Consider the following 21,674-nt stretch of genomic DNA (forward strand, 5'->3'; position numbering starts at 1 on the left):
TCAAACAAGCAATCAAATACAAATGTTAAAACCATGCCTAAGGATTTTACATGAAAGTAAAAAACACACCGGCAAAGCGATTAAAAAAGTAGATTCAAGCGACTTTCTTCTGAAACCTTCGCCTGAACAAATGAGATAAAAATCACGTTGTTAAGTATTCTGAAAAACTATATTTGCAACAAAATTTAGATTAGAACAAGTAATATGATGAGAAAATTAAATTTACTACTGCTGCTGACTGTTTTCATTTTTAGCTCGGCAGTTGCAAAAGAAGGCATGTGGCTACCTTCGTTAATTCACAAGTTAAACATTAACACCATGCAAAATATGGGGTGCGAGTTGAGTGCTGAAGATATTTACAGCATTAATCAATCGAGCCTTAAAGATGCAATTGTTGCCCTCGACCGCGGTTCTTGTACCGCCGAAGTCATTTCAAAAGATGGACTGCTTTTAACCAACCATCACTGCGGATTTGGCGAAATTCAACAACACTCGAGCGTTGAGCACGATTACCTTCAGGATGGTTTTTGGGCAATGTCGAAAGAAGAAGAGCTTCCGAATCCGGGTAAAACAGTAACTTTTCTTGTATCGGTTGAAGATGTTACGGCAAAAGTTTTGGCTGAAGTTAATGCTGAAATGAGCGAAAGTGAACGGGCACAGAAAATTGATGCCACTATTCACGAGTTGGAAAAAGAAGCAAAAGGCGATACCCACTTCGAAGTTTACATCAGAGATTTTTTTAATGCCAATCAATACTTTCTGTTTGTAACCGAAACCTTTAAGGATGTGCGTTTGGTAGGTGCCCCTCCACAAGCACTTGGTAAATTTGGTGGCGATACCGACAACTGGATGTGGCCTCGTCATACCAACGATTTTGCCATGTTTCGTGTTTACGCCGGGCCTGATGGGAAGCCGGCCGAATATGCAGAAGACAATGTTCCTTACCAGCCAAAATATCACCTGCCTATTTCGCTAAAAGGAGTGAAAGAGGATGATTTTGCCATGGTGTTTGGTTACCCGGGCAGAACAAACCGTTACAAAACATCGTGGGGTATCGACTATACCATGAAAGTAACCAATACGGCACGTATTACTGTTCGCGAGAAAAAACTGGACATTATTGCCGATTATATGGCCACCAGCCAGAAGGCAAAAATCCAATATGCATCGAAACACGCACGTAGTGCCAACTACTATAAAAATGCCATTGGCCAAAACGAAGCCTTAACAAAGCTTGGCATTATTGCTCAGAAAGAAGAACTGGAGCAAGAGTTTAGCCAGTGGGTAAATGCCAACAGCGAGCGCAAAGCAAAGTATGGTGAAGCACTTCCGCTAATTGAAGAGGCTTATAAAAATGTAGAAGCTGAAAAAGCAATGGAATATGCAGCTGAAGCTCTTTTGCGGGGCCCGGAGATTTTTATGTTTGCATCGCGTGCCAGCCAGTTAATGGATTTGCTGGAGAAACCCGAAGAAAACAAAGATAAAATTGAAGCATTTACGGCTCGTTTAAAAGCCTCGTTAGATGGCTATTTTAAAGATTACGATGCTGCTACCGACGAAAAAATTGTTGCTGCCCTGCTTGAAATTTACGCACAAAATAATCCTTCAGCCTTCCACCCTGATTTCTTTAATGAAATTCAGCAAAAGTATAAAGGCGACTATGAAAAATATGCTGCAAAAATGTTCCAAAAAACCATTTTTGACAGCAAAGAAGAATTAGCTGCATTTCTTGAGGCTCCATCAGCAAAAGTTTTGAAGAAGGATATGGCACTGGCAGCAGCCAGCGATATTTTTGATATGTACCGTTCAACATCGATGAAACTAAGAAGCGGCAACGATAAACTGCTAAAAGGAAGAAGATTATTTGTGGCGGGATTAATGGAAATGCAACCGGACAAAAAATTCTATCCGGATGCCAATTCAACCATGCGATTAACCTACGGCACCGTAATGCCTTACGACCCGCGCGATGGCGTAACGTATAAGTATTACACCACAACCGATGGCTACCTGGAGAAAGAAATTCCGGGCGATTATGAATTTGACGTACCTGCCCGAATGAAAGAACTGTTGCTGGATGAAAATTTCGGACAGTATGCCGATGAAGACGGTAAACTACGTACCTGTTTTATTACCGACAACGACATTACCGGAGGAAACTCGGGAAGCCCTGTAATTAACGGAAAAGGCGAGTTAATTGGTATTGCTTTTGATGGCAACTGGGAAGCCATGAGCGGCGACCTTGATTTTGAAGACAAGCTGCAACGTTGTATCAATGTTGACATACGGTTTGTGCTTTGGGTGGTTGACATTTACGCCGGTGCACAAAACCTGATTGATGAAATGACTATTGTTCGCTAAGCGGATTCAATATATTTAGTAAAAACCTCGTCAATTTTGGCGGGGTTTTTTGTTGCTCATACCTGAGATTAGGAATAGTGAGCAATGCGACGAATAAAAACAAAGTTTGTTTATTAAAAAGAATACTCACTTCTTTGTACTTCTAATCTCACTGCAATAAATAAAATGGCTCGTCCAAAAATAACCATATATACCGATGGAGCGTCTCGTGGAAATCCCGGCCCCGGCGGATACGGCATTGTTTTACTCTCGGGGCAATACCGCAAAGAACTATCCGAAGGGTATAAACTAACCACCAACAACCGCATGGAATTGCTTGCGGTAATTGTTGCCTTGGAAACGCTTAAAATTCCGGGCAGCGAGGTCACCATTTATACCGACTCGAAATATGTGGCCGACGCAGTAGAAAAAGGCTGGGTTTTTAACTGGTTAAAAAAACGTTTTAAAGGCAAAAAAAATGCCGACCTGTGGATGCGCTTCCTCGAGATTTACAAACAACACGTGGTAAAATTTGTGTGGGTAAAGGGCCATGCCAACAATCCGTTAAACGAACGCTGCGATGAGCTTGCCGTTGAAGCGTCGTTGCAAACCGACTTGCTTGAAGACAAAGGTTACCAGCCAAATTAAGAACTGTTTAAAACAGCTTTGAGAACCAGGAATAAGTAGCTGAATTCTATTTCTTCAAAATCACCATAACAGTATGCGGTACTATTGGTTTACAATTTCGCGGGCCATTAATATGCCGTTAACCGATGCCTGCATCAGGCCGCGGGTAATGCCTGCCCCATCGCCCCCAACGTACAGATTTTTAATACTTTCCGTCCGAAAAGCTTTATTCACCTTAATTTTATTCGAATAAAATTTCACTTCAATACCGTAAAGCAATGTTTCATCGCTAGCCAAACCGGGGCTAACTTTATCCAATGCCTGTATCATTTCAACAATATCAGTCATTATTCTGTACGGAAGCACAAGGCTTAAATCGCCGGGTACAGCATCTTTCAGGGTAGGTATAATGTTATTACGGAAAAGCCGCTCGGGTGTTGTTCGCCTGCCACGGATAAGGTCGCCAAACCGTTGTACCAAAATTTTATGTTGCGTAAGCATATTGGCCATATCGGCAACATGCTTACCATAATCGATTGGCGCATTAAAAGGCTCGGTAAATTTTTGCGAAACCAGCAACGCAAAATTGGTATTGCTACTTTTCAGGTCTTTGTAACTGTGCCCGTTAACCACTGCCAAATTATTATCGTAATACTCTGATGATACAAAACCACCTGGATTTGAACAGAATGTGCGCACCTTATCATCAAAAGTTTTGGTGTAATGCACCAGTTTGGCTTCGTAGAAATTATCGTTAATTTCCTGCATAATTTCGTTGCGGCATTCTACACGCACGCCAATATCAACAATTCCTACTTCGGTGCCGATGTTGTGTTGCTCACACTTTTTTAATAGCCAGTCCGACCCTTCGCGGCCAACCGCAACAACCACATTATCAGCACTGTACTTCGCATCTTTGGTAAGCACTGCAGTAATGGTACTGTTATTAAATTCAAAATCGAGTGCCGGTTTTCTGAAAAGAACCTCTACCCCTTGTTTCACAATAAAATCGTAGAGTGCTTTGTAAAGCGATTGTGTTTTTTCGGTTCCGAGATGACGAACGGGGCAATGTACCAGGCGAAGATTAGCTTCGATTGATTTTTTCTGAATTTCGCGCATAGCCGGTGTTATCTCTTCGCCATGCACAGCCGGATCGCCACCGAATTCAAGGTAAATCCGGTCGGTATATTTTATCAGTTCGTTGGTTGCCTCAATGCCAATGTAGTCTGAAATGGTTCCACCAACTTCGTGCGACAGCGACAGCTTGCCATCTGAAAATGCTCCTGCCCCGGCCCACCCTGTTGTAATATTGCAGGGTTTACAATGAACACAAACACCTCCATTGGTATGTTTTGGACACTTTCGTTTATAAATATTCGGGCCTTTTTCGAGCATCAGAATTTTTAGCCCGGGCTTGGTTTTTACTAATTCGTAAGCAGTAAAAATGCCGGCAGGACCGGCACCAACTATTATTACATCGAAATGAGATTGCATTGAAATATTTTTTGGTTACCCAAAATGTAAAAGTAAACATTTTGAACTAAATACAAGCCGTTTACACTTTTTCTGCTGCGAAGCATTAACTTTGCTTGTTAATTATTTACTACAAGGTTTAAGTTTGAAGATTATTAAATTGCTGAGTATTGTTTTGTGCATCCATCTTTTTGCCTGTAACAGGCAGGAAGCCACGCTGACTGATAATGCCCGGGAAAATACAAACATGGACAAGATTGAATACATTGACAGGACAAGTGGAGAAAGAAAGACAGAAAATGTACCCAGCGAAGGTACTTTAAAATGGCTTTACACTTCGGGTTCAGGGAAAGCGGCTTTACAGCTTCTTTTTAAACGTAAAATTGTATCGGCTTTGGGTGGCTGGTATATGAACACAGCTTTCTCTTCAAAACGAATTCCAGGTTTTGTGAAAGACCAGAACATTGATTTAAGCGAGTACCGACGAAGCAACATAGAAGATTACCATTCGTTTAACGACTTTTTTTACCGAAAGATTAAACCCGAAGTCCGCCCAATTGAAGCAGAAATTGTTTCGCCTGCCGATGGAAAAATACTCGTGTTTCCCTCACAAAAAGACCTGTCTTCTTTTTTTGTTAAAGGCGCTGAGTTTACCTTAGCAACCTTTCTTCAGGATAAAAATCTGGCTAAAAAATATGTGAACGGATCGATGGCGATTATTCGTCTTGCCCCTGCCGACTACCACCGCTACCACTTTCCGGCCAACGGTATTGCTTCCCAGTCGGTAAAAATAAACGGGCACTACTTTTCGGTATCGCCATTGGCTTTGCGGGGCAGCTTACGCATTTTTTGCGAAAACAAACGCGAACACTGCACACTTTCAACCAAAGAATATGGCGACATCCTGATTGTTGATGTTGGCGCAACAATGGTTGGAGGAATAACGCAAACCTACCCGGCTAATTCCGAGGTAAAAAAAGGAGACGAAAAAGGTTATTTTTCGTTTGGCGGATCAACACTGGTTTTGTTGTTCGAAAAAGGAACAATCACCTTTGATGCCGACCTGATAGAAAACACAAAAAAAAGCATGGAAACCACCGTTAAGGTTGGCGAAAAAATTGCTTCTTCAGGAAAGACGTGATAGCATGACTTTGAGCCATACTATCACTGGATTGAATTGTTTTTTGTTTTTAAAATGCCACCGACACTCGAATTCCGGGGTAAACATTTTTAAAGAAATCGTTGAAATACAACTCGGGTTTTACCGAAAATGTATCGTTTACTTTTTTATTGATAGCAATCCGAAAAGTATTCTCCTTAAAAAAATCGTTATTTCGTTTTACCAGGTAACCCACCGAAAATCCATACCATTTATCCTGTTCCGGATTGTTTGAAAAGTTCCTGTCGTAGCTTAACGAAACAAAATGGTTGAGTTCAAAAAATTTGCTGTCGTTTGATTCCGAAAAATCGTACATCATATTCCAATCAATATAATAGGCATTTTTGTACAAGCCCTTTTTACCGAACGATAGCCCCATACGCAAGGTAACATCTGAAACAAAGGTGTTTTTCACCCAGCCCGAACCAATTCCGGCCGATAGTAGCAACATGTCGTAATTTTGCTGGCCACGGCTACTGAAATTTGCTTTTACTTCATCGCCCCGTAAATCTAACCAGGCAATAATCTTTTTGCGTTCCTTTTCTTCAAATTTGCCTGCAAGGAATGCTGATGCCATTTTGGTTTTGTTTTTAAAATCCTCGGAAAAGAAATAGTTCAAATCATCCAATTCGTCAACATAAATTTTCATCTCCATGGCGCGGTACGAAAAGAAAACACAATAACGCCCATAGTCTTTCTCGTAGGTCGATCCATCTTCAAAAACAACCAGTGTTTTGCTATTCCTTTTCGTATTTGCAAATGCAATTTCTTTAAAATTCCATACCCACATATCCTCTCCCTGTTCCTGAAAAGTTATGATTATCCGCTCATCTTCAGAAGGTTCTTCAATACTAATTTCCGATAACACTTGCTGAATTTGCCGGATTCGAATATCCATGCTCACTTCTCCGGGAATTTTGCGCATAGCATTAGTACTGGCTACCTCAATCAGCATATTATCAAACTTATACCAAATAGTGTCGCCTTTATGGTAGCCTTCCATGGCCAAAACCGTTTGCGAAAGAAGGAGTAAAAACAGCACTGTAATAATTGTTTTCATGACTTACTTGTTAAAAATGTTTTTGTTTAAATTGTTTCTGTTTTCTATAAAACTTTTCTGAAATACTTTCATCTCCATTTCGGGCGTTTTTACGGTTGGTTTTTTCTGAATATCGAGTTGAATCCGTTCACTTTTCAACTCAAAGGGAGCTGATTGCTGACCCCCCTCGTCTTTGGCAAGTTGCTTTTCCAATGCTAAAACCTGTTGTTCGCTTTCTGCCAACTGCTTTTTTAAGTTTTCTATTTCTTGCCGGAAATTATCCTCAGTTTTCGAATATTGATGAATTGAATCTGACAAAGCCAGGTATTTTTGCTCCCAACCGGTATTCGGCTTACCCGTATTTTTGCAAACTATCTTCTCCTGATAAACTATTCTCTCTTTTTCAACAACCTGAACTACAGGCTCTTTTTCCGCAAGCTGCAGTAACTTTAAAGAATCAACAGCTGTAAGCAAACGCTGCCTTTCAATCGTTAAGCTCTCAATGGAGGCCTGTTGTTTTGCCCTGTTGCCAATGCCCGCAAAAACGCCTGCACCTAACAACAATCCGAGAAAAACTGCTGCCACGCGCCAAAATGCCGCCACCCCTTTTCGCTGATGCATTGTGGTAGCCAGGCGGCTCCACAGTTCCTCCTTATTCGCCATTTTTGAATTGGCATCCTGTGCGGCAAATGCCTCTTTTATGTTATGTTCCAGATTGCCCATATTCCTTGTTAATTTTCTTTTGTAAAAGTTTTCTTGCTTTAAAAAACTGCGAGCGCGAAGTGTTTTCCGTTATTCCCAGCATGCTTGCAATTTCTTTATGCGCATAACCATCAACAGCATTCATTAAAAACACCGTTCGGTATCCATCCGGCAGTTCATTTACCAGCTCAATTAAAGCTTCGTGGTTACTTTCTTCATAAAACAGGGTGTCGTACCTCTCCTCGTCAATCGTTTCCAGCTTATAAAGTGTATTCAGTTCTTTTCGCCTGCTCATAAGGCACTGGTTAATTACTATTCGTTTTAACCAGCCATAAAAAGCCGTCTCATTTATAAATTCAAATTCCGGTAGCTTCTCAAAAATTTTGAGGAAAGCCTGAAACAACGCCTCTTCGGCCAGCTCATGCGAAACGGCATAACGTTTTGCCACTGCAAACAGTTGGTCGGCATACCTGTCGAAAAACTGTTTTTGTGCCCGTTGGTCGCCTTTTGCGCTATTATGAATTAATTTTTGAACCTTCACGAAGCCTTTTCTTGCAATTTGTTTTCAACCTAAAAATGCAAGTTAGGTATAAAACGTTGCCCGGGGGCATAAAAAAAATTAGAAATCAAGCGAAAGTTGCTCGTCTAACAAGCGAAAAGTCATTCGATGATAAGGAGTTGGGCCATGTGCTTTTATGGCAGCGCGGTGTGCTTTTGTCGGGTAACCTTTGTTTTTATTCCAAGCGAATTGAGGATATTCCTGGTGGATCTTTGCCATAAAATCATCGCGATAGGTTTTGGCAAGAATTGAGGCTGCCGCAATGGAATAAAAACGGCCATCGCCTTTTATCATGCAGGTATAAGGTATTTTACTTTTTGTTCTGAAACGGTTTCCATCAATCAGCAGGTGTTGCGGCTCTATTCCAAGTTGTGTAACTGCCCGGTTCATCGCTAAAAACGAAGCATTCAAGATATTTACCTCATCAATTTCCCGATTGTCAACAGCCACCACTGCATAGGCCAAGGCCTGTTGTTCAACAATTGGACGAAGTTGATAGCGTTGCTTTTCGCTCAGTTTTTTTGAATCGTTTAGCAGCTCATTTTCAAAGTTTTGTGGCAGAATTACAGCGGCTGCAAAAACGGGGCCAGCCAAACATCCTCGCCCAGCCTCATCACATCCGGCCTCAATGGTATTTTGTTTATAAAAAGGAAGTAGTTTTTGTTTTTCCATTTTAAGAAGGTAAAGCTAAAACTGTAGCAAAGTTAAACTGATAAATTGTTTGTTTCTGCTATTTAAAGTGTTACTGAAGAGACTTCTCAACACTCATCCACAGTAAGCGGGCTGTTTCATCCCAACTAAATTTATTTTTTTGCACAAAACCTTTTTCCACTAATTCTTTTTGCAACTCAGGATTGTTATAAATGCGTAGCATTGCATCGGTAATCTGGTCAATCTTCAGCGGATCGGCATAAAGCACAGCGTTTCCTCCAACCTCGGGTATCGATGTGGTATTGGAACAAATAACCGGGATACCGGCACTCATTGCCTCAACAATTGGAATTCCAAAACCTTCAAAAAACGGAACAAAAGCCAACGCCAACGCTCCACCAAAAATATCATGCAAATCGCGCGTTGCCACCCGCCCGGTAAAAACCACATCGCTTTTATGCCGCATATTTTCGTAAGTCTCAAAAATTGGCCCTGTTTTGTGCATCTCTCCGCCAACAATAACCAGTTTTGTCCGATCGTTAACCACGCTTTTAAAAGCATCAAACGCTTTTAACAAACCACACACATTTTTTCGGGGATGCAAGGCGCCAACAAATAAAAAATACTCCGAGCCATCCGCATAAGTTTCACGTGCTTTTTGCTTCTCGGCGTCCGAAATGGGCTCAAATATCTGATTAATACCATCGTAAACAACGTCAATTTTATCATAATCAACCTTAAACGACCGGGTAATATCTTCTTTTGAGTAAAAAGAAACAGTGGCAATACGTTTAGCCAAACTTGCAAATTTTGGAAAATAATGGTTGTAATACTTTGCCTTTAACCAAGGCAAATCATCGGGCCGATGCACAAAATTAATATCATGAATTACACCAAGTTGCGGCACAGTGGTACGTTGCGACAAATACCCATCGGGCGAGAGAAACAAATCTGCTTTGTACTTTTTGAGCACCCTTGGAATCTGGTATTCAAACCACAAATACCATAAAACCGGATGACGCGTAGGTGGCCCAATTACCACAGGAGTTACATTTTCTGCAAAAATAAAGTCTTGACTATAGGCCCGGTCGAACATAAAAATAAACTCATGCTCCGGATGGTTAATCGTCATTCGCTTGAGAGTTTCATAAGTAAACCAACCTATTCCTTCAAGCTTTCCTTTTAATAATAAACGGGTATTTACGGCAATAACCATGGGCGCTGTCGATTTTTCGTAAATGTACAAAGTCTGTTCAAATATTTGTTACTTTTAAGCGTTCAAATTAAAGGTACTATTCAACAAACATGGTGTTTTGAAACGTAAATTTGTTACTAACCTGATATTATTACTTTTTCTGAATCTGCTGATTAAACCTTTTTGGATTTTTGGCATCGACAGAACCGTTCAAAATACTGTTGGCGACGAAAGTTACGGCCTTTACTTTGCCCTATTCAACTTTTCGATGTTGCTGAATATTTTTCTGGATTTGGGGATTACCAATTACAATAACCGTAACATTGCCCAGCACAATTTTTTGCTTCCGAAACACCTCTCCAACATTATTGGGTTAAAACTGGTTTTAGCGGTGGTTTATGCCATTTTTAGTTTAGGAATTGCAGCCATTATCGGCTATAACAATATTCAATTTCACCTGCTTCTTTTTCTTATTCTAAATCAATTCCTTATCTCGTTTACGCTTTACCTGCGCTCCAATATCAGTGCCCTCCATTTTTTTCGTACTGATAGTTTTATTTCGGTACTCGACCGCAGCATCATGTTGGTTATTTGCAGCATTTTACTTTTTACCAACTGGACAGGTATTCAATTCAATATCAACTGGTTTGTATACGCCCAAAGTATTGCCTATGTTTTAACAGCCCTAATTACCTTAGGAATTGTACTAAGCAAATCGGGGCGTATAAAAATCCGCTTCGATCGAAGTTTCTTTAGTGTCTTTCTTCGGAAGTCATACCCCTATGCATTGCTTATTTTGCTCATGTCTTTTTACAACAGAATCGATTCAGTAATGCTCGAACGCTTGCTTCCTCATCCCATCGGAAAACAACAGGCAGGCATTTATGCCCAGGCTTTTCGTTTACTTGATGCCGTTTCGATGTTCGGATTATTATTTGCCGGACTACTGCTTCCCATTTTTTCGCGAATGATTAAGCTGAAAGAGAAAGTTGGACAGATGGCTCAGCTATCATTTACGCTGCTAATTATTCCGGCAATAATTATCGCTGTTTCCAGCATTTTTTACAGCAATCAGATTATGGCAACGCTCTACACGTCGAACACCGAGAAATCATCGGGATTACTGGGCATACTCATGATTGGGTTTGTTGGTATTGCATGCACCTATATTTTTGGCACCTTACTTACGGCAAACGGAAGTCTGAAACAACTGAACATTATGGCATTTTTTGGTATGCTTCTGAATATTGTTCTCAACCTGGTACTTATTCCACGTTTTATGGCTTACGGATCGGCCTATGCCAGTTTATGCACACAATTGTTTACCGGTTTTGCCCAACTTATTTTGGCTTGTCTGATTTTTAAACTAAAACCCAAAATAAGCTTTATAATTCAGCTAAGCGTTTTCACCTCAGGAACCATTATACTGGCATTTTTGTCTTTACAATTACAACATTGGTTTTCTGGTTTTCTGGTAACCATCTTCGGTTCATTGTTACTTGCTGTCGTACTTCGCCTTTTTAATATCAGAAACCTTTACCAGATTATTCGATATGACCAGGAATAATCCAACAATAGATGAACTAAAAAACAGTGACCAATACGAGCAGGTCGCAGAATTGCACCACAGCAACATAAAAGAATTTGTTATTGACCAAACTCTTAACGGTGGAAAATTGGTAAAACGTTACATGATTTACCAGTTGGTAATGATAACATTGGGAACTGCAATTTTTAGCTTTTCGGTGTTTTTGGCTTTTAAATCGAATCCGGCACCCCTTTATTGGTGTTTAGCTGCACTCATATTTTGCTTTTCCATTTTAGTAGTTTTTCATGAACTGCTACATGGTCTTGCTATAAAATATACAGGTGCGCCAAAAGTTAACTATGGAGCGTACTTTAAGAAGTTTATTTTTTATGCCGAAGCCGACCAATTTGTTATGAACCGACAACAATTTACTTTAATAGCTCTCGCTCCTTTGATTGTTGTAAAGTTTATCACTTTTATTGGAATATTATTGACTTTTGGTCATCCGGCCATTTATGGAATTGCTTTTGTAATGTGTGCGCACAGTTTATTTTGTGCCGGCGATGTGGCTTTGTTATCCATTTTTTACCGGGAGAAATTTGCCGATATTTATACTTTCGATATCCGGGCGGAGAAAAAAACCTACTACTACAAAAAGCTAAAACGCTAAAAAAAGGACAAAAAAAAGGCAGCTTCTACAAGCTGCCTCAAAGCCATGAAAACAATTAAACAATGTTCAGAAAACAGAAAACTAGAAACAATTAAATAGTCATTATATCTTCTTCCTTGGCTTTTACCAAGGCGTCGATCTTCTTACCGTATTCATCAGTTAAGCTTTGCACTTCTGCTTCCGCATCTTTCTCTAAATCTTCCGACAAACCTTCTTTTAAAAGTTTTTTCAGACTGTCATTAGAGTCTTTTCGTGCACCACGAACGCTTACTTTTGCATTTTCACCTTCCTGATGAGCTTGTTTTACCAAGCCTTTTCTTCGTTCTTCAGTTAGTACCGGAATATTTATTCTGATAATCTCGCCATTATTATCGGGATTCAATCCCAAATTTGCGTTTATAATTGCTTTTTCAATTTCGGGAATTAAATTCTTTTCCCAAGGTTGAACTGCAATGGTACGTGCATCAGGAGTACTTACATTAGACACCTGATTTAGTGGCGTTTGACTACCGTAATATTCAACATGAACTCCATCCAACATAGCCGGATTTGCTTTTCCTGCCCGAATGTGAATTAACTCTTTCTCGAGGTGCTCTATGGCTGCCTCCATCTTCTCTTTACAATGATCTAAAACGAACTCTACTTCTTCTTGCATTGGTTAAAACACTGAGTTTCCAACTGTGGACTGTTAGCAAATATAGAAAAAATATAAATTCCCAAAAATTTTTTAATTAATTTATTCCTGTTTCAAATAAACCAAGGTTAACAATAAACGAGGGTTCCGATTTCTTCCCCACTCATAACTCGCTGTAAATTACCCTTTTGATCCATATTGAAAACATAAATCGGCAAATTATTCTCTTTGCAAAGAGTAGTTGCAGTTAAATCCATTATTCTCAGATTTCGCTTGTAAATCTCATCAAAACTAATTTTACTGAACTTGGTTGCCGAAGAATCCTTTTCCGGATCGGCCGTATAAATTCCATCAACACGTGTTCCTTTCAACATCACATCGGCTTCAATTTCAATTCCGCGCAATGCGCTGGCTGTATCGGTGGTAAAATACGGATTACCTGTTCCGCCCGAAATGATAACCACTTCGCCATTGGCAAGGGCTTCAACAGCTTTATCTTTCGAATAATATTCTCCTACGGGCTCCATACGAATTGCAGTGAGCACTTTGGATTTTACGCCCTGGCTGATTAATGCTGAATTTAAGGCTAAACTATTAATAACGGTGGCCAGCATTCCCATCTGATCTCCTTTTACTCGGTCAAATCCCTTAGCAGCACCACTTAATCCGCGAAAAATATTTCCGCCACCAATTACAATTCCAACCTGAATTCCGGATTTTACTAACGTGGCTATTTCTTCGGCATAATCTGATAACCGGTTTTGATCAATTCCGTACTGTTGATCACCCATGAGTGACTCACCGCTTAGTTTTAAAAGAATGCGTTTGAATTTTGCCATGATTGTTTGATTGAATTTTGATGGACAAATATAGTATAAATTGGAACTTGAATAAAACGTAAATAAAAAAGCCATCTGCTAGCTGCAAATGGCTTCAAAAAACTCTGTGCTGTCTTATCAATTACCCTTCGAATTGGTAATTAAATACTCATAAAAAAACTGCTTTTCTGAACGGGTGCGAATTTTGCCTTTTTTCAACACCCCAAACATGATAAACATCAGGCCTTGAACAATTGAAAAACAGGGTGTTTTAACAGGTGTAAGTATTAATTAGCGTTTTACTAAAAACCATCATCCAAATGATGTGAATGCGATAATCTGTTAACCGTTTAACCTTTTACACTTGCAAATTAAAACTGCTGAAAAACCAGAAATTTGTGTTCAGTTATTTTTATTAAATTCAGCTATTGATAGACAATAACTATCCATCAATTAAACAATCTCTATTCCTCTTTCTTTACAGAGTTTAACCGACATCTGACTGAGTTTGTACTTCTGAATTTTGCCACTGGCTGTCATCGGAAATTCTTCTACAAAAAAGATATATTTTGGAATTTTAAACCGGGCTATATTTCCCCGGCAAAAATCAACCACTTCTTCTTCGCTAAGCGTTTCTCCTTTCTTTAATTTTATAAAGGCTCCAACGGCTTCGCCATATTTTGCACTGGGCACTCCGGCAACTTCAACCGCTTCAATCTGAGGCAAACGGTAAAGGTAATTTTCTATTTCGCGCGGGTAAATGTTTTCTCCGCCACGGATAATCATATCTTTAATACGTCCGGTAATTTTATAAAAACCTTCCTCTGTTTTAATGGCCAAATCTCCCGAATGCAGCCAGCCCTCCTTATCAATAGCCTTTGCAGTAGCCTCGGGATTATTGTAATACCCTTTCATTACGTTATAACCTGTACAACAGATTTCTCCCTGCTCACCAGGCCCACATAGTTCTCCTGTTTCCGGATTTACAATTTTCACTTCAACATTCGGGAACTCAAAACCAACTGTTGTAGCGCGCACCTCCACCGAATTGTGTGTGCGTGTTGCAGTCATCCCCGGCGAACTTTCCGTTAATCCATACACAATAATAATGTCTTTCATGTTCATCTTATCCATCACCTGGCGCATGGTTTCAATGGGGCACAAAGCTCCGGCCATAATTCCGGTTCGCAGCGACGAGAGATCAAACATATCAAACATGGGGTGGTTTAACTCGGCAATAAACATGGTTGGCACCCCGTAAAGTGCCGTACATTTTTCCTTTTGAATGGAGGCCAACACCATCAGCGGATCAAAATCTTCAGTAAATACCATGGTGGCTCCATGCGAAACAATGGCACAAACTGCCAGCACACAACCAAAGCAATGAAACAAAGGCACACATACCAGCAAACGATCGTCTTCGGTATACTTCATGCACTCGCCGGTGGCAAAACCATTATTTAAAATATTATGATGTGAAAGCATTACACCTTTAGGGAAACCGGTTGTGCCTGATGTGTATTGCATATTCACTACATCGTGGCAGTTTAGCGTTTCCTTTACACTTTCCAGCTCTAAATCGTCAACATGGCTACCGAGCAACATGAGTTCATCGGTGTTATACATTCCGCGATGCTTTTGCTGTCCGATGAATCCCACATTCTTTAATTCAGGAAATTTCTCCGCTTTTAGTTTTCCGCGAGCTTGTGTTTTTAGTTCGGGAACCAGCTCAAACATCATTTTTACGTAATCGCTGTCGCGGTATCCATCAACAATAAAAAGGGTGTTTATGTCGGCATTTTGAAGCAAATATTCAAGTTCAGCCAATTTATAATTGGTATTAACCGTTACCAGAATAGCTCCAATTTTGGCGGTAGCAAACATTAAGGTTGTCCAATCGGGAACATTTTTTGCCCAAACCCCTACCTTGTCGCCCGGTTTAATGCCAATAAACAAAAGGCCTTTGGCCAAGCGGTCAACTCTTTCGTTAAATTGTTTGTACGAAAAACGAAGGTTGCGGTCGGGATAAACAATAAAATCTTTGTCGGGTGTTTCAAATGCCCACTTTTCCAGAATATTTCCCAGGGTATAATCGAGTAGTTGCATGCAAAGCTTTTTATTAAACAGGAGTATAAATTACGGCAAGAATTTTAGCTGACCTATCGCCTGCGGCATGAATATTATGAGCCACAATCGAATCGATATAAATGGTATCGCCTTTTTCCAACTGATACACTTCTTTCCCGTAGTTAATTTCAATACTACCTTCCAGCACATAAATAAACTCTTCGCCTTCGTGCGATGAAAGTTTATAATCCGATTCTTCCGCCGGTTCGATATCAACCAGGAAAGGTTCCATATGCCGCCCGGCTTTTGCCTGCGACAAGGAGAAAAAATTCAGGTGCTCGCGCGTTGTTTCATCATCGGTAGAGAAACTAAAGCTTTCAGCGGCTTCGCCCGATTTAACTATTGCCGGTCCAATTTTATCGTGGTCATCGAGAAAAGTACCGATGCGCACGCCCATTGCCCGCGATATTTTTATTAAAATACCTAAGGATGGAACGTTTCCTTTTTCTTCAATTAACTCCAATTGACTATCATCCAGATTAGCCTGAAGTGCCAAATCTTCGCGCGATAATTTCCTGAACTCGCGAAACTCTTTTATTTTTTTACCAATCTCTTTTCGGTTCTTCATAAGATGTCTGATTTTGTCGTAAAAATAATAGTTTGCCCGAAATGTAAAAATGACACAAATAACAATTTTTATCTTCGGGTGATTTTGAAACTTTTGTTGCGTTTCAATTTTGTTGGCCACAAAAAGAAAAAGGTGCCCAAACGAGCACCTTTTCAACTATTATTTATGTACTAAAACGAATTAGCTTATCCATTTTATAAACCTAAAATCCTGGCGATGCGGAAGTTCAGGATGTTTGGCAAACAGCCTGAAACTGTATGAAAACGACCCCGGATGATCAGGAAGAATGGTGTGTTTGTAGCAGCAACCGGTTCCTTCACATTTCTCCGGTTTAAACTCAATGGTATTAACAATTTTATCCTGTCCCTCATCGTTGCTTTCGGTAATTACCAACTCCAGACCAATTTCATCAGGACTTAAACCTTTCAAATCAACCGATACTTTTACCGGGTATTCATCGCCCATAATCATGGTATGCGCAATTCCGTCGATAATTTCAATATTCTTAACCTCTATTTCCTGCCACTTGGTAGCTACTTTTGCTTTCCAGGCTGCCAGTTCTTTGGCTAATTTAAAACCATCAGCGTTAACCCGTTGCGAACGATCAAATTGCGGATTGTAATACCGGTCCTGATAATCGCGCATCATTCGTGCAGTAGTAAAGTTTGGCGAAACATTGGCCAATGTGTTTTTAACGTATTTAATCCATTTTTCAGGAACATCCTGTTGGTTGCGTTTATAATAAGCCGGAACAACTTCTTCTTCAAGAATATTGTAAATGGTTTCTGCGTCCAGTTCGTCCTGGAAATCCTGCACATCATAATCGCGCTCGGCTGGTAAAGCCCAGCCGGCATCTTTTTGGTAACCTTCAACCCACCAGCCATCGAGTACCGAAAAGTGCAGGGTTCCGTTCATAACACCTTTTTCGCCACTGGTACCCGAAGCTTCCAACGGGCGGGTTGGTGTATTCATCCAAACATCAACCCCCTGTAATAACATTTTTGCCAGGTTCATGTCGTAATTCTGCACAAACAAAATTTTACCTCTAAACTCCGGACGTTTCGATACTTCTACAATATTTTTTATCAGGTCCTGTCCAGCTTTATCAGCCGGATGCGCTTTACCGGCAAAAATAAACTGTACCGGACGATCAGGGTTATTTACAATTTTTGCCAGTCGATCGAGGTTACGGAATAACAGGTGAGCACGCTTGTAGGTAGCAAACCGTCGGGCAAAACCAATGGTCAGCGTATTGGGATTTAATTTTCCAAGGATTTCGGTGATGAGCTTTGGATTTTCAGAACGTTTAATCCAGTTATCAGAGAAGCGCTCTTTGATGTAGTTGATCAGTTTCTGACGTAACTTTTTACGCAGTTCCCAAATTTCATGATCGGGAACATTGTAAATTTTCTTCCAAACATCAAAATCCAACTGGTTATTCGGGAACTCCTCTCCAAAATATTTTTTATGAATGTCTTTCCATTCCTGTGCCGCCCATGTAGGGTAGTGTACTCCGTTAGTAACATAGCCAATTTCCAGTTCTTCTTCGAGGAATCCCTGATAAAGATTTTTAAGTACAGCTTTACTAACATCGCCATGCAACATACTAACACCATTAATTCCCTGCGAGAGGTTACTGGCGAGGTAACTCATATTAAAATGGTCTTCTTCAGCCCTGGCTTTTCCAAGCATTTCAAACGATTCCCAGCTAATTCCCAATTTTTCAGGGAAGAAATTCATGTAATGCCTGAACATATCTTTGTGGAAGGAATCGTGTCCGGCCGGAACCGGTGTATGCGTAGTAAATACAGTTGAAGCATTTACCACCTCCTTGGCTTCTGCGTACGATAGTTTTTGTTCGGCCATAAGGTTGGCAATGCGTTCGATGCCAATAAAAGCAGCATGCCCTTCGTTACAATGATATACATCTGATTTGTAACCCAATTTATTTAAAGCCTGAATACCACCCAGGCCAAGCAACATTTCCTGTTTCAAACGATTTTCATTGTCGCCACCATACAAGTGGTGGGTTACAAAGCGGTCGGCATCGTTATTTTCGTGATGATCAGCATCAAGCAGGTACAATTTTATTGAACCAACATAAGTTTGCCAAACACGTCCGATGAGTGTTCGTCCGGGATACTGCACCTCTACTTTTACCCATTCGCCATTAGCATCCAATGCCGGCTGAACGGGGATTTTCGAAAATTGCTGTGCATCGTAAATTGCCATTTGCTCGCCGTGCAGGTTTAGGTTTTGTCTGAAATAGCCATAGCGGTATAACAGACCTACGGCAACCAGATTAACTTTCATATCGCTGGCTTCTTTCAGGTAATCGCCGGCAAGAATTCCTAAACCACCCGAGAATATTTTTAAACTGTCGTGTAAACCATACTCCATACTAAAGTAGGCGATTTCAGGACCGGCCAGGTTCTTTCTTTCTTCGAGGTATTTATTAAACCGGACATTTACCTCGTTCATTCGCGCCATAAAGGCTTCATCGTTTTCCAGCTCCTTAAAGCGGCTAAAACCTACCTGATCGAGTAACACGATGGGATTGTGCGCACATTCTTCCCAAACTTCCTGATCGATATATTCAAAAAGTTCCCTGGCTTCTGTATTCCAGCTCCACCAAATATTTTTTGACAGTTCACGAAGTGGCGAAAGTTTTTCCGGCACATTCGACTCTACAATAATTCGTTTCCATACCGGCTCATCAACAGCCGGGTTTTTTATAAACTTTAATTCTTCCATTTTCTTTTCAATTTTAATAGTTAACGGCGCTACTCCACTGAAGCAACACCTTTGCTAACTTGCTTATAGCGAGCTGCAAAATTAAACTAACATTTATACTAAGTGTTATTTACACAGTTATCTTTTGATGAATTTAATGTTTGCTACAGATTACGATTTCTTTCTGCGGATAGTATTTTTTTGTTTTTTCATCTTTTGCAGTCGTTTTAAATCGGCTTCCATCTTTTTTATTTTATCCTCCTTTTCTTCAAGCAGACGGTGTAACGATGCAATTTCGTTTTCAATTTCGTTTTCCGGCACATGGGCATTTAGCCTTATTTTAAAATCGCTCAACACATTCATGTAATTAATGAATGCCTCATAAGGCGAATCGAAATGATTATAGGATTTGTGCGGATTACCATCGGTAAAATATTTTGTCGACATGTAAAAAAAGTGATCACTCACCTGCAGGTAATTCCAGTCTTTTTTCAAGGTAGCATCGGTACATTTTTGCATTTGCTTATTCATGTCATAAAGTTTCCCAAAGGCTTCCTTTTGCATACCGTTGCCAATCCAGGCACTCAGGTCACGCTCCTCATCCGACCAGGAAATAGGATGCGGAACACTTACCATTGAAATGGGTTGAAGCTCTTTAACCAGCTCGGATGGTGCAGCAAATTTAATGCTTTTACTGCTAACAATTTCTTTTGCCAATGCTTCAAGAAAAGCAAAAATACCGCTTTGTTTGGTGTGGCGGTAGCCAAAGGTGTCGTAGCCCATAAACAAATTAAGCACTTCCTCTTTGTCTCCGATTTTCTCCATCCATCCTGTAAATTTTTCAGCGGTTAACGGGTATTCATCCCAGTTTTTATCCGAGAAACGGAAAGCAATATCATCGCTCATTTTATAATTTCGCATTAATACTTTTAATCTCGGATTTATGGCATTCACATATAAAAAGTTGGGGCTTTTCCATCCCAGTACGTGTTTTGCTCCTTCAGTTAAAATGCCGGCATAGCCCATTTTTGCTACCATATCGCCTATTTCGTCCGAATAAATCATTTCGGTATTACGAAATACTTTGGGCCGTTGGCCAAACAAACGAAAAATCTGTTCGTCGTGCCTTTTTACTTCGCTTATAAAACTATCGCGGTCTTTTAAGGCACTTAGCGAATGTGAATTGGTTTCGGCCAAAAACTCAACACATCCGGTTTTTGCCAGTTCCTGAAACGATTCGATAACTTCGGGCACATAAAGCTCAAACTGCTCGAGTGCCACTCCGGTAACAGAAAAGGCAACTTTAAATTTGCTGCCATGCTGTTTTGCCAACTTTAGCAATAATTTATTGGCGGGCAAATAACAATTGTCGGCAATTTGCCGCACAATACTTTCATTGGAATAATCGTCGTAATAATAATGATCGTTACCAATATCGAAAAAGCGATAACGCCTGTGACGAAAAGGTTGATGTATTTGAAAATATAAACAGACTGATTTCATAATTTACGGGTTAATGGTTTGGCATGGCACTAAGGTAAACTTTTCGTACCTCTTTGGCAGAATAAATCCATTTTAACTCATTCACTTCGCTTTTACCTTCACTTTTAAAGTGTTGGGCCAACGAGGGGTAATTTAATACACCATAAATAGCATCGGCCATGGCATAAGTATCCCAAAAATCGATTTTTATGGCATGTTGCAGTATCTCAGCCACTCCCGACTGGTTTGAAATGATTACGGGCACATTTAATTGCATGGCCTCGAGTGGCACAATACCAAAGGGTTCCGACACCGATGGCATTACAAAAACATCGGTCATTTTAAAGAGGTCGTTTACATCGTTACCTTTTAAAAAGCCGGTAAAATGAAACCGATCGGCTATTCCCAGTTCTGCTGTCCGGCTTACCATTTCGTTCATCATATCGCCGCTACCGGCCATTACAAAGCGTGCATTTTGCATTTTTTTAAGCACCATGTTAGCGGCTTCAACAAAATAGCCCGGTCCTTTTTGCATGGTTATTCGTCCTAAAAATGTTACCACTTTATCATTCACGCCTTTCGGGGGCAGGCTACCTTTTTCATCGCCTACCGCTTCAACAGCATTATAAACAGTAATTACTTTTTCGGGCGCAATACCGTATTTTTCGATTACTATATTTCGTGTAAGATTACTTACGGTTATAATCTTATCGGCGGCTTCCATTCCTTCGCGCTCTATGGCATAAACCTTTGGATTAACATCTCCACCACTACGATCAAAATCGGTAGCATGCACATGAATTACCAGCGGTTTTCCGCTAACATTTTTAGCTGCTATTCCGGCCGGATAGGTCAGCCAATCGTGTGCATGAATAACATCAAAATCCTTTTCTTCCGCTATCACCCTGGCCACCAATGCATAATCTCTTATTTCCGATAACAGGTCGGGGCCATAACCACCACTAAAATTGATTCGTGAGTTATCGTCGGTCTCAACAAATTTTGTTTTACGGGTGTAACGCCGGCTTTTCAATTGCCAGAACTGTTCTTCGCTTACATACGGAAGAATTGGCGAGTCTATTTCGAGGTACTCGATGGCATTGGAAGTGGAGTTAAAAGAAACGGTTTGTTGTGTTACCGGTATATTGTTAGCACCAATCAGTTTAATGCGTGTCTGGTCCTCGTCGCCAAAGGCTTTTGGCACAACAAAAGTAACATCAACATCGTTCAGTTCCGACATTCCTTTTGTTAGCCCATAGCAGGCTGTTCCCAATCCGCCTGAGATATGGGGAGGAAATTCCCATCCAAACATTAAAACTTTCATACGCGCTTTTTCAACTGGTTATAAAAGTGCTTTTAGTATCGCTTC

At 40.4% G+C, this 21,674-nt stretch carries 18 protein-coding genes; 5 read left to right on the forward strand and 13 right to left on the reverse strand.

The genetic code is table 11. The features are described 5' to 3' along the window. Positions 1 to 204: 204 nt before the first annotated feature. A complete protein-coding gene (locus QZ574_RS00305; protein WP_297085529.1) occupies positions 205 to 2,361 on the forward strand; it encodes a S46 family peptidase in 2,157 nt (718 codons plus the stop codon). A gap of 165 nt (positions 2,362 to 2,526) precedes the next feature. Beyond that, entirely contained in the window at positions 2,527 to 2,988 is a 462-nt protein-coding gene (gene rnhA / locus QZ574_RS00310; protein WP_297085532.1) for a ribonuclease HI, read from the forward strand. A gap of 81 nt (positions 2,989 to 3,069) precedes the next feature. On the opposite strand, the gene QZ574_RS00315 is transcribed toward rnhA, so the two are convergent. Further along, positions 3,070 to 4,461, reverse strand: coding sequence for an FAD-dependent oxidoreductase (locus QZ574_RS00315; protein WP_297085534.1), 1,392 nt, complete (start codon positions 4,459 to 4,461; stop codon positions 3,070 to 3,072). A gap of 124 nt (positions 4,462 to 4,585) precedes the next feature. Between QZ574_RS00315 and QZ574_RS00320 the strand changes: the two genes are divergently transcribed. Then, positions 4,586 to 5,581 carry a phosphatidylserine decarboxylase gene (locus tag QZ574_RS00320; RefSeq protein ID WP_297085536.1) on the forward strand — a complete coding sequence of 332 codons (996 nt, stop codon included), beginning with the start codon at positions 4,586 to 4,588 and terminating at the stop codon, positions 5,579 to 5,581. A 49-nt stretch (positions 5,582 to 5,630) separates the two neighbouring features. On the opposite strand, the gene QZ574_RS00325 is transcribed toward QZ574_RS00320, so the two are convergent. From QZ574_RS00325 to QZ574_RS00345, 5 genes are all read right to left on the reverse strand, one after another. Further along, complete coding sequence (locus QZ574_RS00325) at positions 5,631 to 6,659, reverse strand: hypothetical protein (protein ID WP_297085537.1); 1,029 nt, start codon at positions 6,657 to 6,659, stop codon at positions 5,631 to 5,633. Between the two features lie 3 nt (positions 6,660 to 6,662). Continuing rightward, a complete protein-coding gene (locus tag QZ574_RS00330) occupies positions 6,663 to 7,361 on the reverse strand; it encodes a hypothetical protein (RefSeq protein WP_297085538.1) in 699 nt (232 codons plus the stop codon). Beyond that, positions 7,342 to 7,881 (reverse strand): sigma-70 family RNA polymerase sigma factor, encoded by a 540-nt coding sequence (locus tag QZ574_RS00335; protein WP_297085539.1) that lies wholly within the window; start codon positions 7,879 to 7,881, stop codon positions 7,342 to 7,344. Before QZ574_RS00335 ends, QZ574_RS00330 begins: the two co-directional genes overlap by 20 nt. A 78-nt stretch (positions 7,882 to 7,959) precedes the next feature. Next, the gene (locus QZ574_RS00340) at positions 7,960 to 8,571 is read right to left on the reverse strand and encodes a ribonuclease HII (protein ID WP_297085541.1); all 612 of its coding nucleotides are present in this window, start codon (positions 8,569 to 8,571) and stop codon (positions 7,960 to 7,962) included. Between the two features lie 70 nt (positions 8,572 to 8,641). Continuing rightward, entirely contained in the window at positions 8,642 to 9,766 is a 1,125-nt protein-coding gene (locus tag QZ574_RS00345; RefSeq protein WP_297085543.1) for a glycosyltransferase family 1 protein, read from the reverse strand. A 97-nt stretch (positions 9,767 to 9,863) separates the two neighbouring features. On the opposite strand from QZ574_RS00345, the gene QZ574_RS00350 reads away from it, so the two are divergent. Both QZ574_RS00350 and QZ574_RS00355 read left to right on the forward strand, forming a co-directional pair. Beyond that, positions 9,864 to 11,312, forward strand: a complete 1,449-nt coding sequence (locus QZ574_RS00350; protein ID WP_297085546.1) for an oligosaccharide flippase family protein — start codon at positions 9,864 to 9,866, stop codon at positions 11,310 to 11,312. Then, positions 11,299 to 11,943 (forward strand): DUF3267 domain-containing protein, encoded by a 645-nt coding sequence (locus QZ574_RS00355; protein ID WP_297085548.1) that lies wholly within the window; start codon positions 11,299 to 11,301, stop codon positions 11,941 to 11,943. The genes QZ574_RS00350 and QZ574_RS00355 overlap by 14 nt, the downstream gene beginning before the upstream one ends. Before the next feature lie 91 nt (positions 11,944 to 12,034). Here QZ574_RS00355 and frr read toward each other — a convergent pair whose 3' ends face one another. The 7 genes from frr to QZ574_RS00390 form a co-directional block, all read right to left on the reverse strand. Further along, the gene (gene frr / locus QZ574_RS00360; protein WP_297085550.1) at positions 12,035 to 12,598 is read right to left on the reverse strand and encodes a ribosome recycling factor; all 564 of its coding nucleotides are present in this window, start codon (positions 12,596 to 12,598) and stop codon (positions 12,035 to 12,037) included. A gap of 107 nt (positions 12,599 to 12,705) precedes the next feature. After that, positions 12,706 to 13,416, reverse strand: a complete 711-nt coding sequence (gene pyrH, locus QZ574_RS00365) for a UMP kinase (protein WP_297085552.1) — start codon at positions 13,414 to 13,416, stop codon at positions 12,706 to 12,708. A gap of 432 nt (positions 13,417 to 13,848) precedes the next feature. Further along, on the reverse strand, positions 13,849 to 15,501 hold the full coding sequence (locus QZ574_RS00370; protein WP_297085554.1) for an AMP-binding protein: 1,653 nt from the start codon (positions 15,499 to 15,501) through the stop codon (positions 13,849 to 13,851). Between the two features lie 13 nt (positions 15,502 to 15,514). After that, on the reverse strand, positions 15,515 to 16,090 hold the full coding sequence (locus tag QZ574_RS00375) for an XRE family transcriptional regulator (RefSeq protein WP_297085557.1): 576 nt from the start codon (positions 16,088 to 16,090) through the stop codon (positions 15,515 to 15,517). A gap of 180 nt (positions 16,091 to 16,270) precedes the next feature. After that, on the reverse strand, positions 16,271 to 18,844 hold the full coding sequence (glgP, locus tag QZ574_RS00380) for an alpha-glucan family phosphorylase (RefSeq protein WP_297085560.1): 2,574 nt from the start codon (positions 18,842 to 18,844) through the stop codon (positions 16,271 to 16,273). A gap of 150 nt (positions 18,845 to 18,994) precedes the next feature. Then, a complete protein-coding gene (locus QZ574_RS00385; RefSeq protein ID WP_297085562.1) occupies positions 18,995 to 20,326 on the reverse strand; it encodes a glycoside hydrolase family 57 protein in 1,332 nt (443 codons plus the stop codon). Positions 20,327 to 20,336: 10 nt separating this feature from the next. Continuing rightward, entirely contained in the window at positions 20,337 to 21,629 is a 1,293-nt protein-coding gene (locus tag QZ574_RS00390) for a glycosyltransferase family 4 protein (RefSeq protein WP_297085564.1), read from the reverse strand. Positions 21,630 to 21,674 lie beyond the last annotated feature (45 nt).

It is taken from the genome of uncultured Draconibacterium sp. (genome assembly GCF_913063105.1).
GTDB lineage: Bacteria > Bacteroidota > Bacteroidia > Bacteroidales > Prolixibacteraceae > Draconibacterium.

What these genes read in the sequence shown, in the direction of transcription:
- QZ574_RS00305 (WP_297085529.1), top strand. Translation starts at nt 205, where the DNA reads ATGATGAGAAAATTAAATTTACTACTGCTGCTGACTGTTTTCATTTTT.
- rnhA (WP_297085532.1), top strand. Translation starts at nt 2,527, where the DNA reads ATGGCTCGTCCAAAAATAACCATATATACCGATGGAGCGTCTCGTGGA.
- QZ574_RS00315 (WP_297085534.1), bottom strand. Translation starts at nt 4,461, where the DNA reads ATGCAATCTCATTTCGATGTAATAATAGTTGGTGCCGGTCCTGCCGGC.
- QZ574_RS00325 (WP_297085537.1), bottom strand. Translation starts at nt 6,659, where the DNA reads ATGAAAACAATTATTACAGTGCTGTTTTTACTCCTTCTTTCGCAAACG.
- QZ574_RS00330 (WP_297085538.1), bottom strand. Translation starts at nt 7,361, where the DNA reads ATGGGCAATCTGGAACATAACATAAAAGAGGCATTTGCCGCACAGGAT.
- QZ574_RS00340 (WP_297085541.1), bottom strand. Translation starts at nt 8,571, where the DNA reads ATGGAAAAACAAAAACTACTTCCTTTTTATAAACAAAATACCATTGAG.
- QZ574_RS00345 (WP_297085543.1), bottom strand. Translation starts at nt 9,766, where the DNA reads ATGGTTATTGCCGTAAATACCCGTTTATTATTAAAAGGAAAGCTTGAA.
- QZ574_RS00355 (WP_297085548.1), top strand. Translation starts at nt 11,299, where the DNA reads ATGACCAGGAATAATCCAACAATAGATGAACTAAAAAACAGTGACCAA.
- frr (WP_297085550.1), bottom strand. Translation starts at nt 12,598, where the DNA reads ATGCAAGAAGAAGTAGAGTTCGTTTTAGATCATTGTAAAGAGAAGATG.
- pyrH (WP_297085552.1), bottom strand. Translation starts at nt 13,416, where the DNA reads ATGGCAAAATTCAAACGCATTCTTTTAAAACTAAGCGGTGAGTCACTC.
- QZ574_RS00370 (WP_297085554.1), bottom strand. Translation starts at nt 15,501, where the DNA reads ATGCAACTACTCGATTATACCCTGGGAAATATTCTGGAAAAGTGGGCA.
- QZ574_RS00375 (WP_297085557.1), bottom strand. Translation starts at nt 16,090, where the DNA reads ATGAAGAACCGAAAAGAGATTGGTAAAAAAATAAAAGAGTTTCGCGAG.
- glgP (WP_297085560.1), bottom strand. Translation starts at nt 18,844, where the DNA reads ATGGAAGAATTAAAGTTTATAAAAAACCCGGCTGTTGATGAGCCGGTA.
- QZ574_RS00385 (WP_297085562.1), bottom strand. Translation starts at nt 20,326, where the DNA reads ATGAAATCAGTCTGTTTATATTTTCAAATACATCAACCTTTTCGTCAC.
- QZ574_RS00390 (WP_297085564.1), bottom strand. Translation starts at nt 21,629, where the DNA reads ATGAAAGTTTTAATGTTTGGATGGGAATTTCCTCCCCATATCTCAGGC.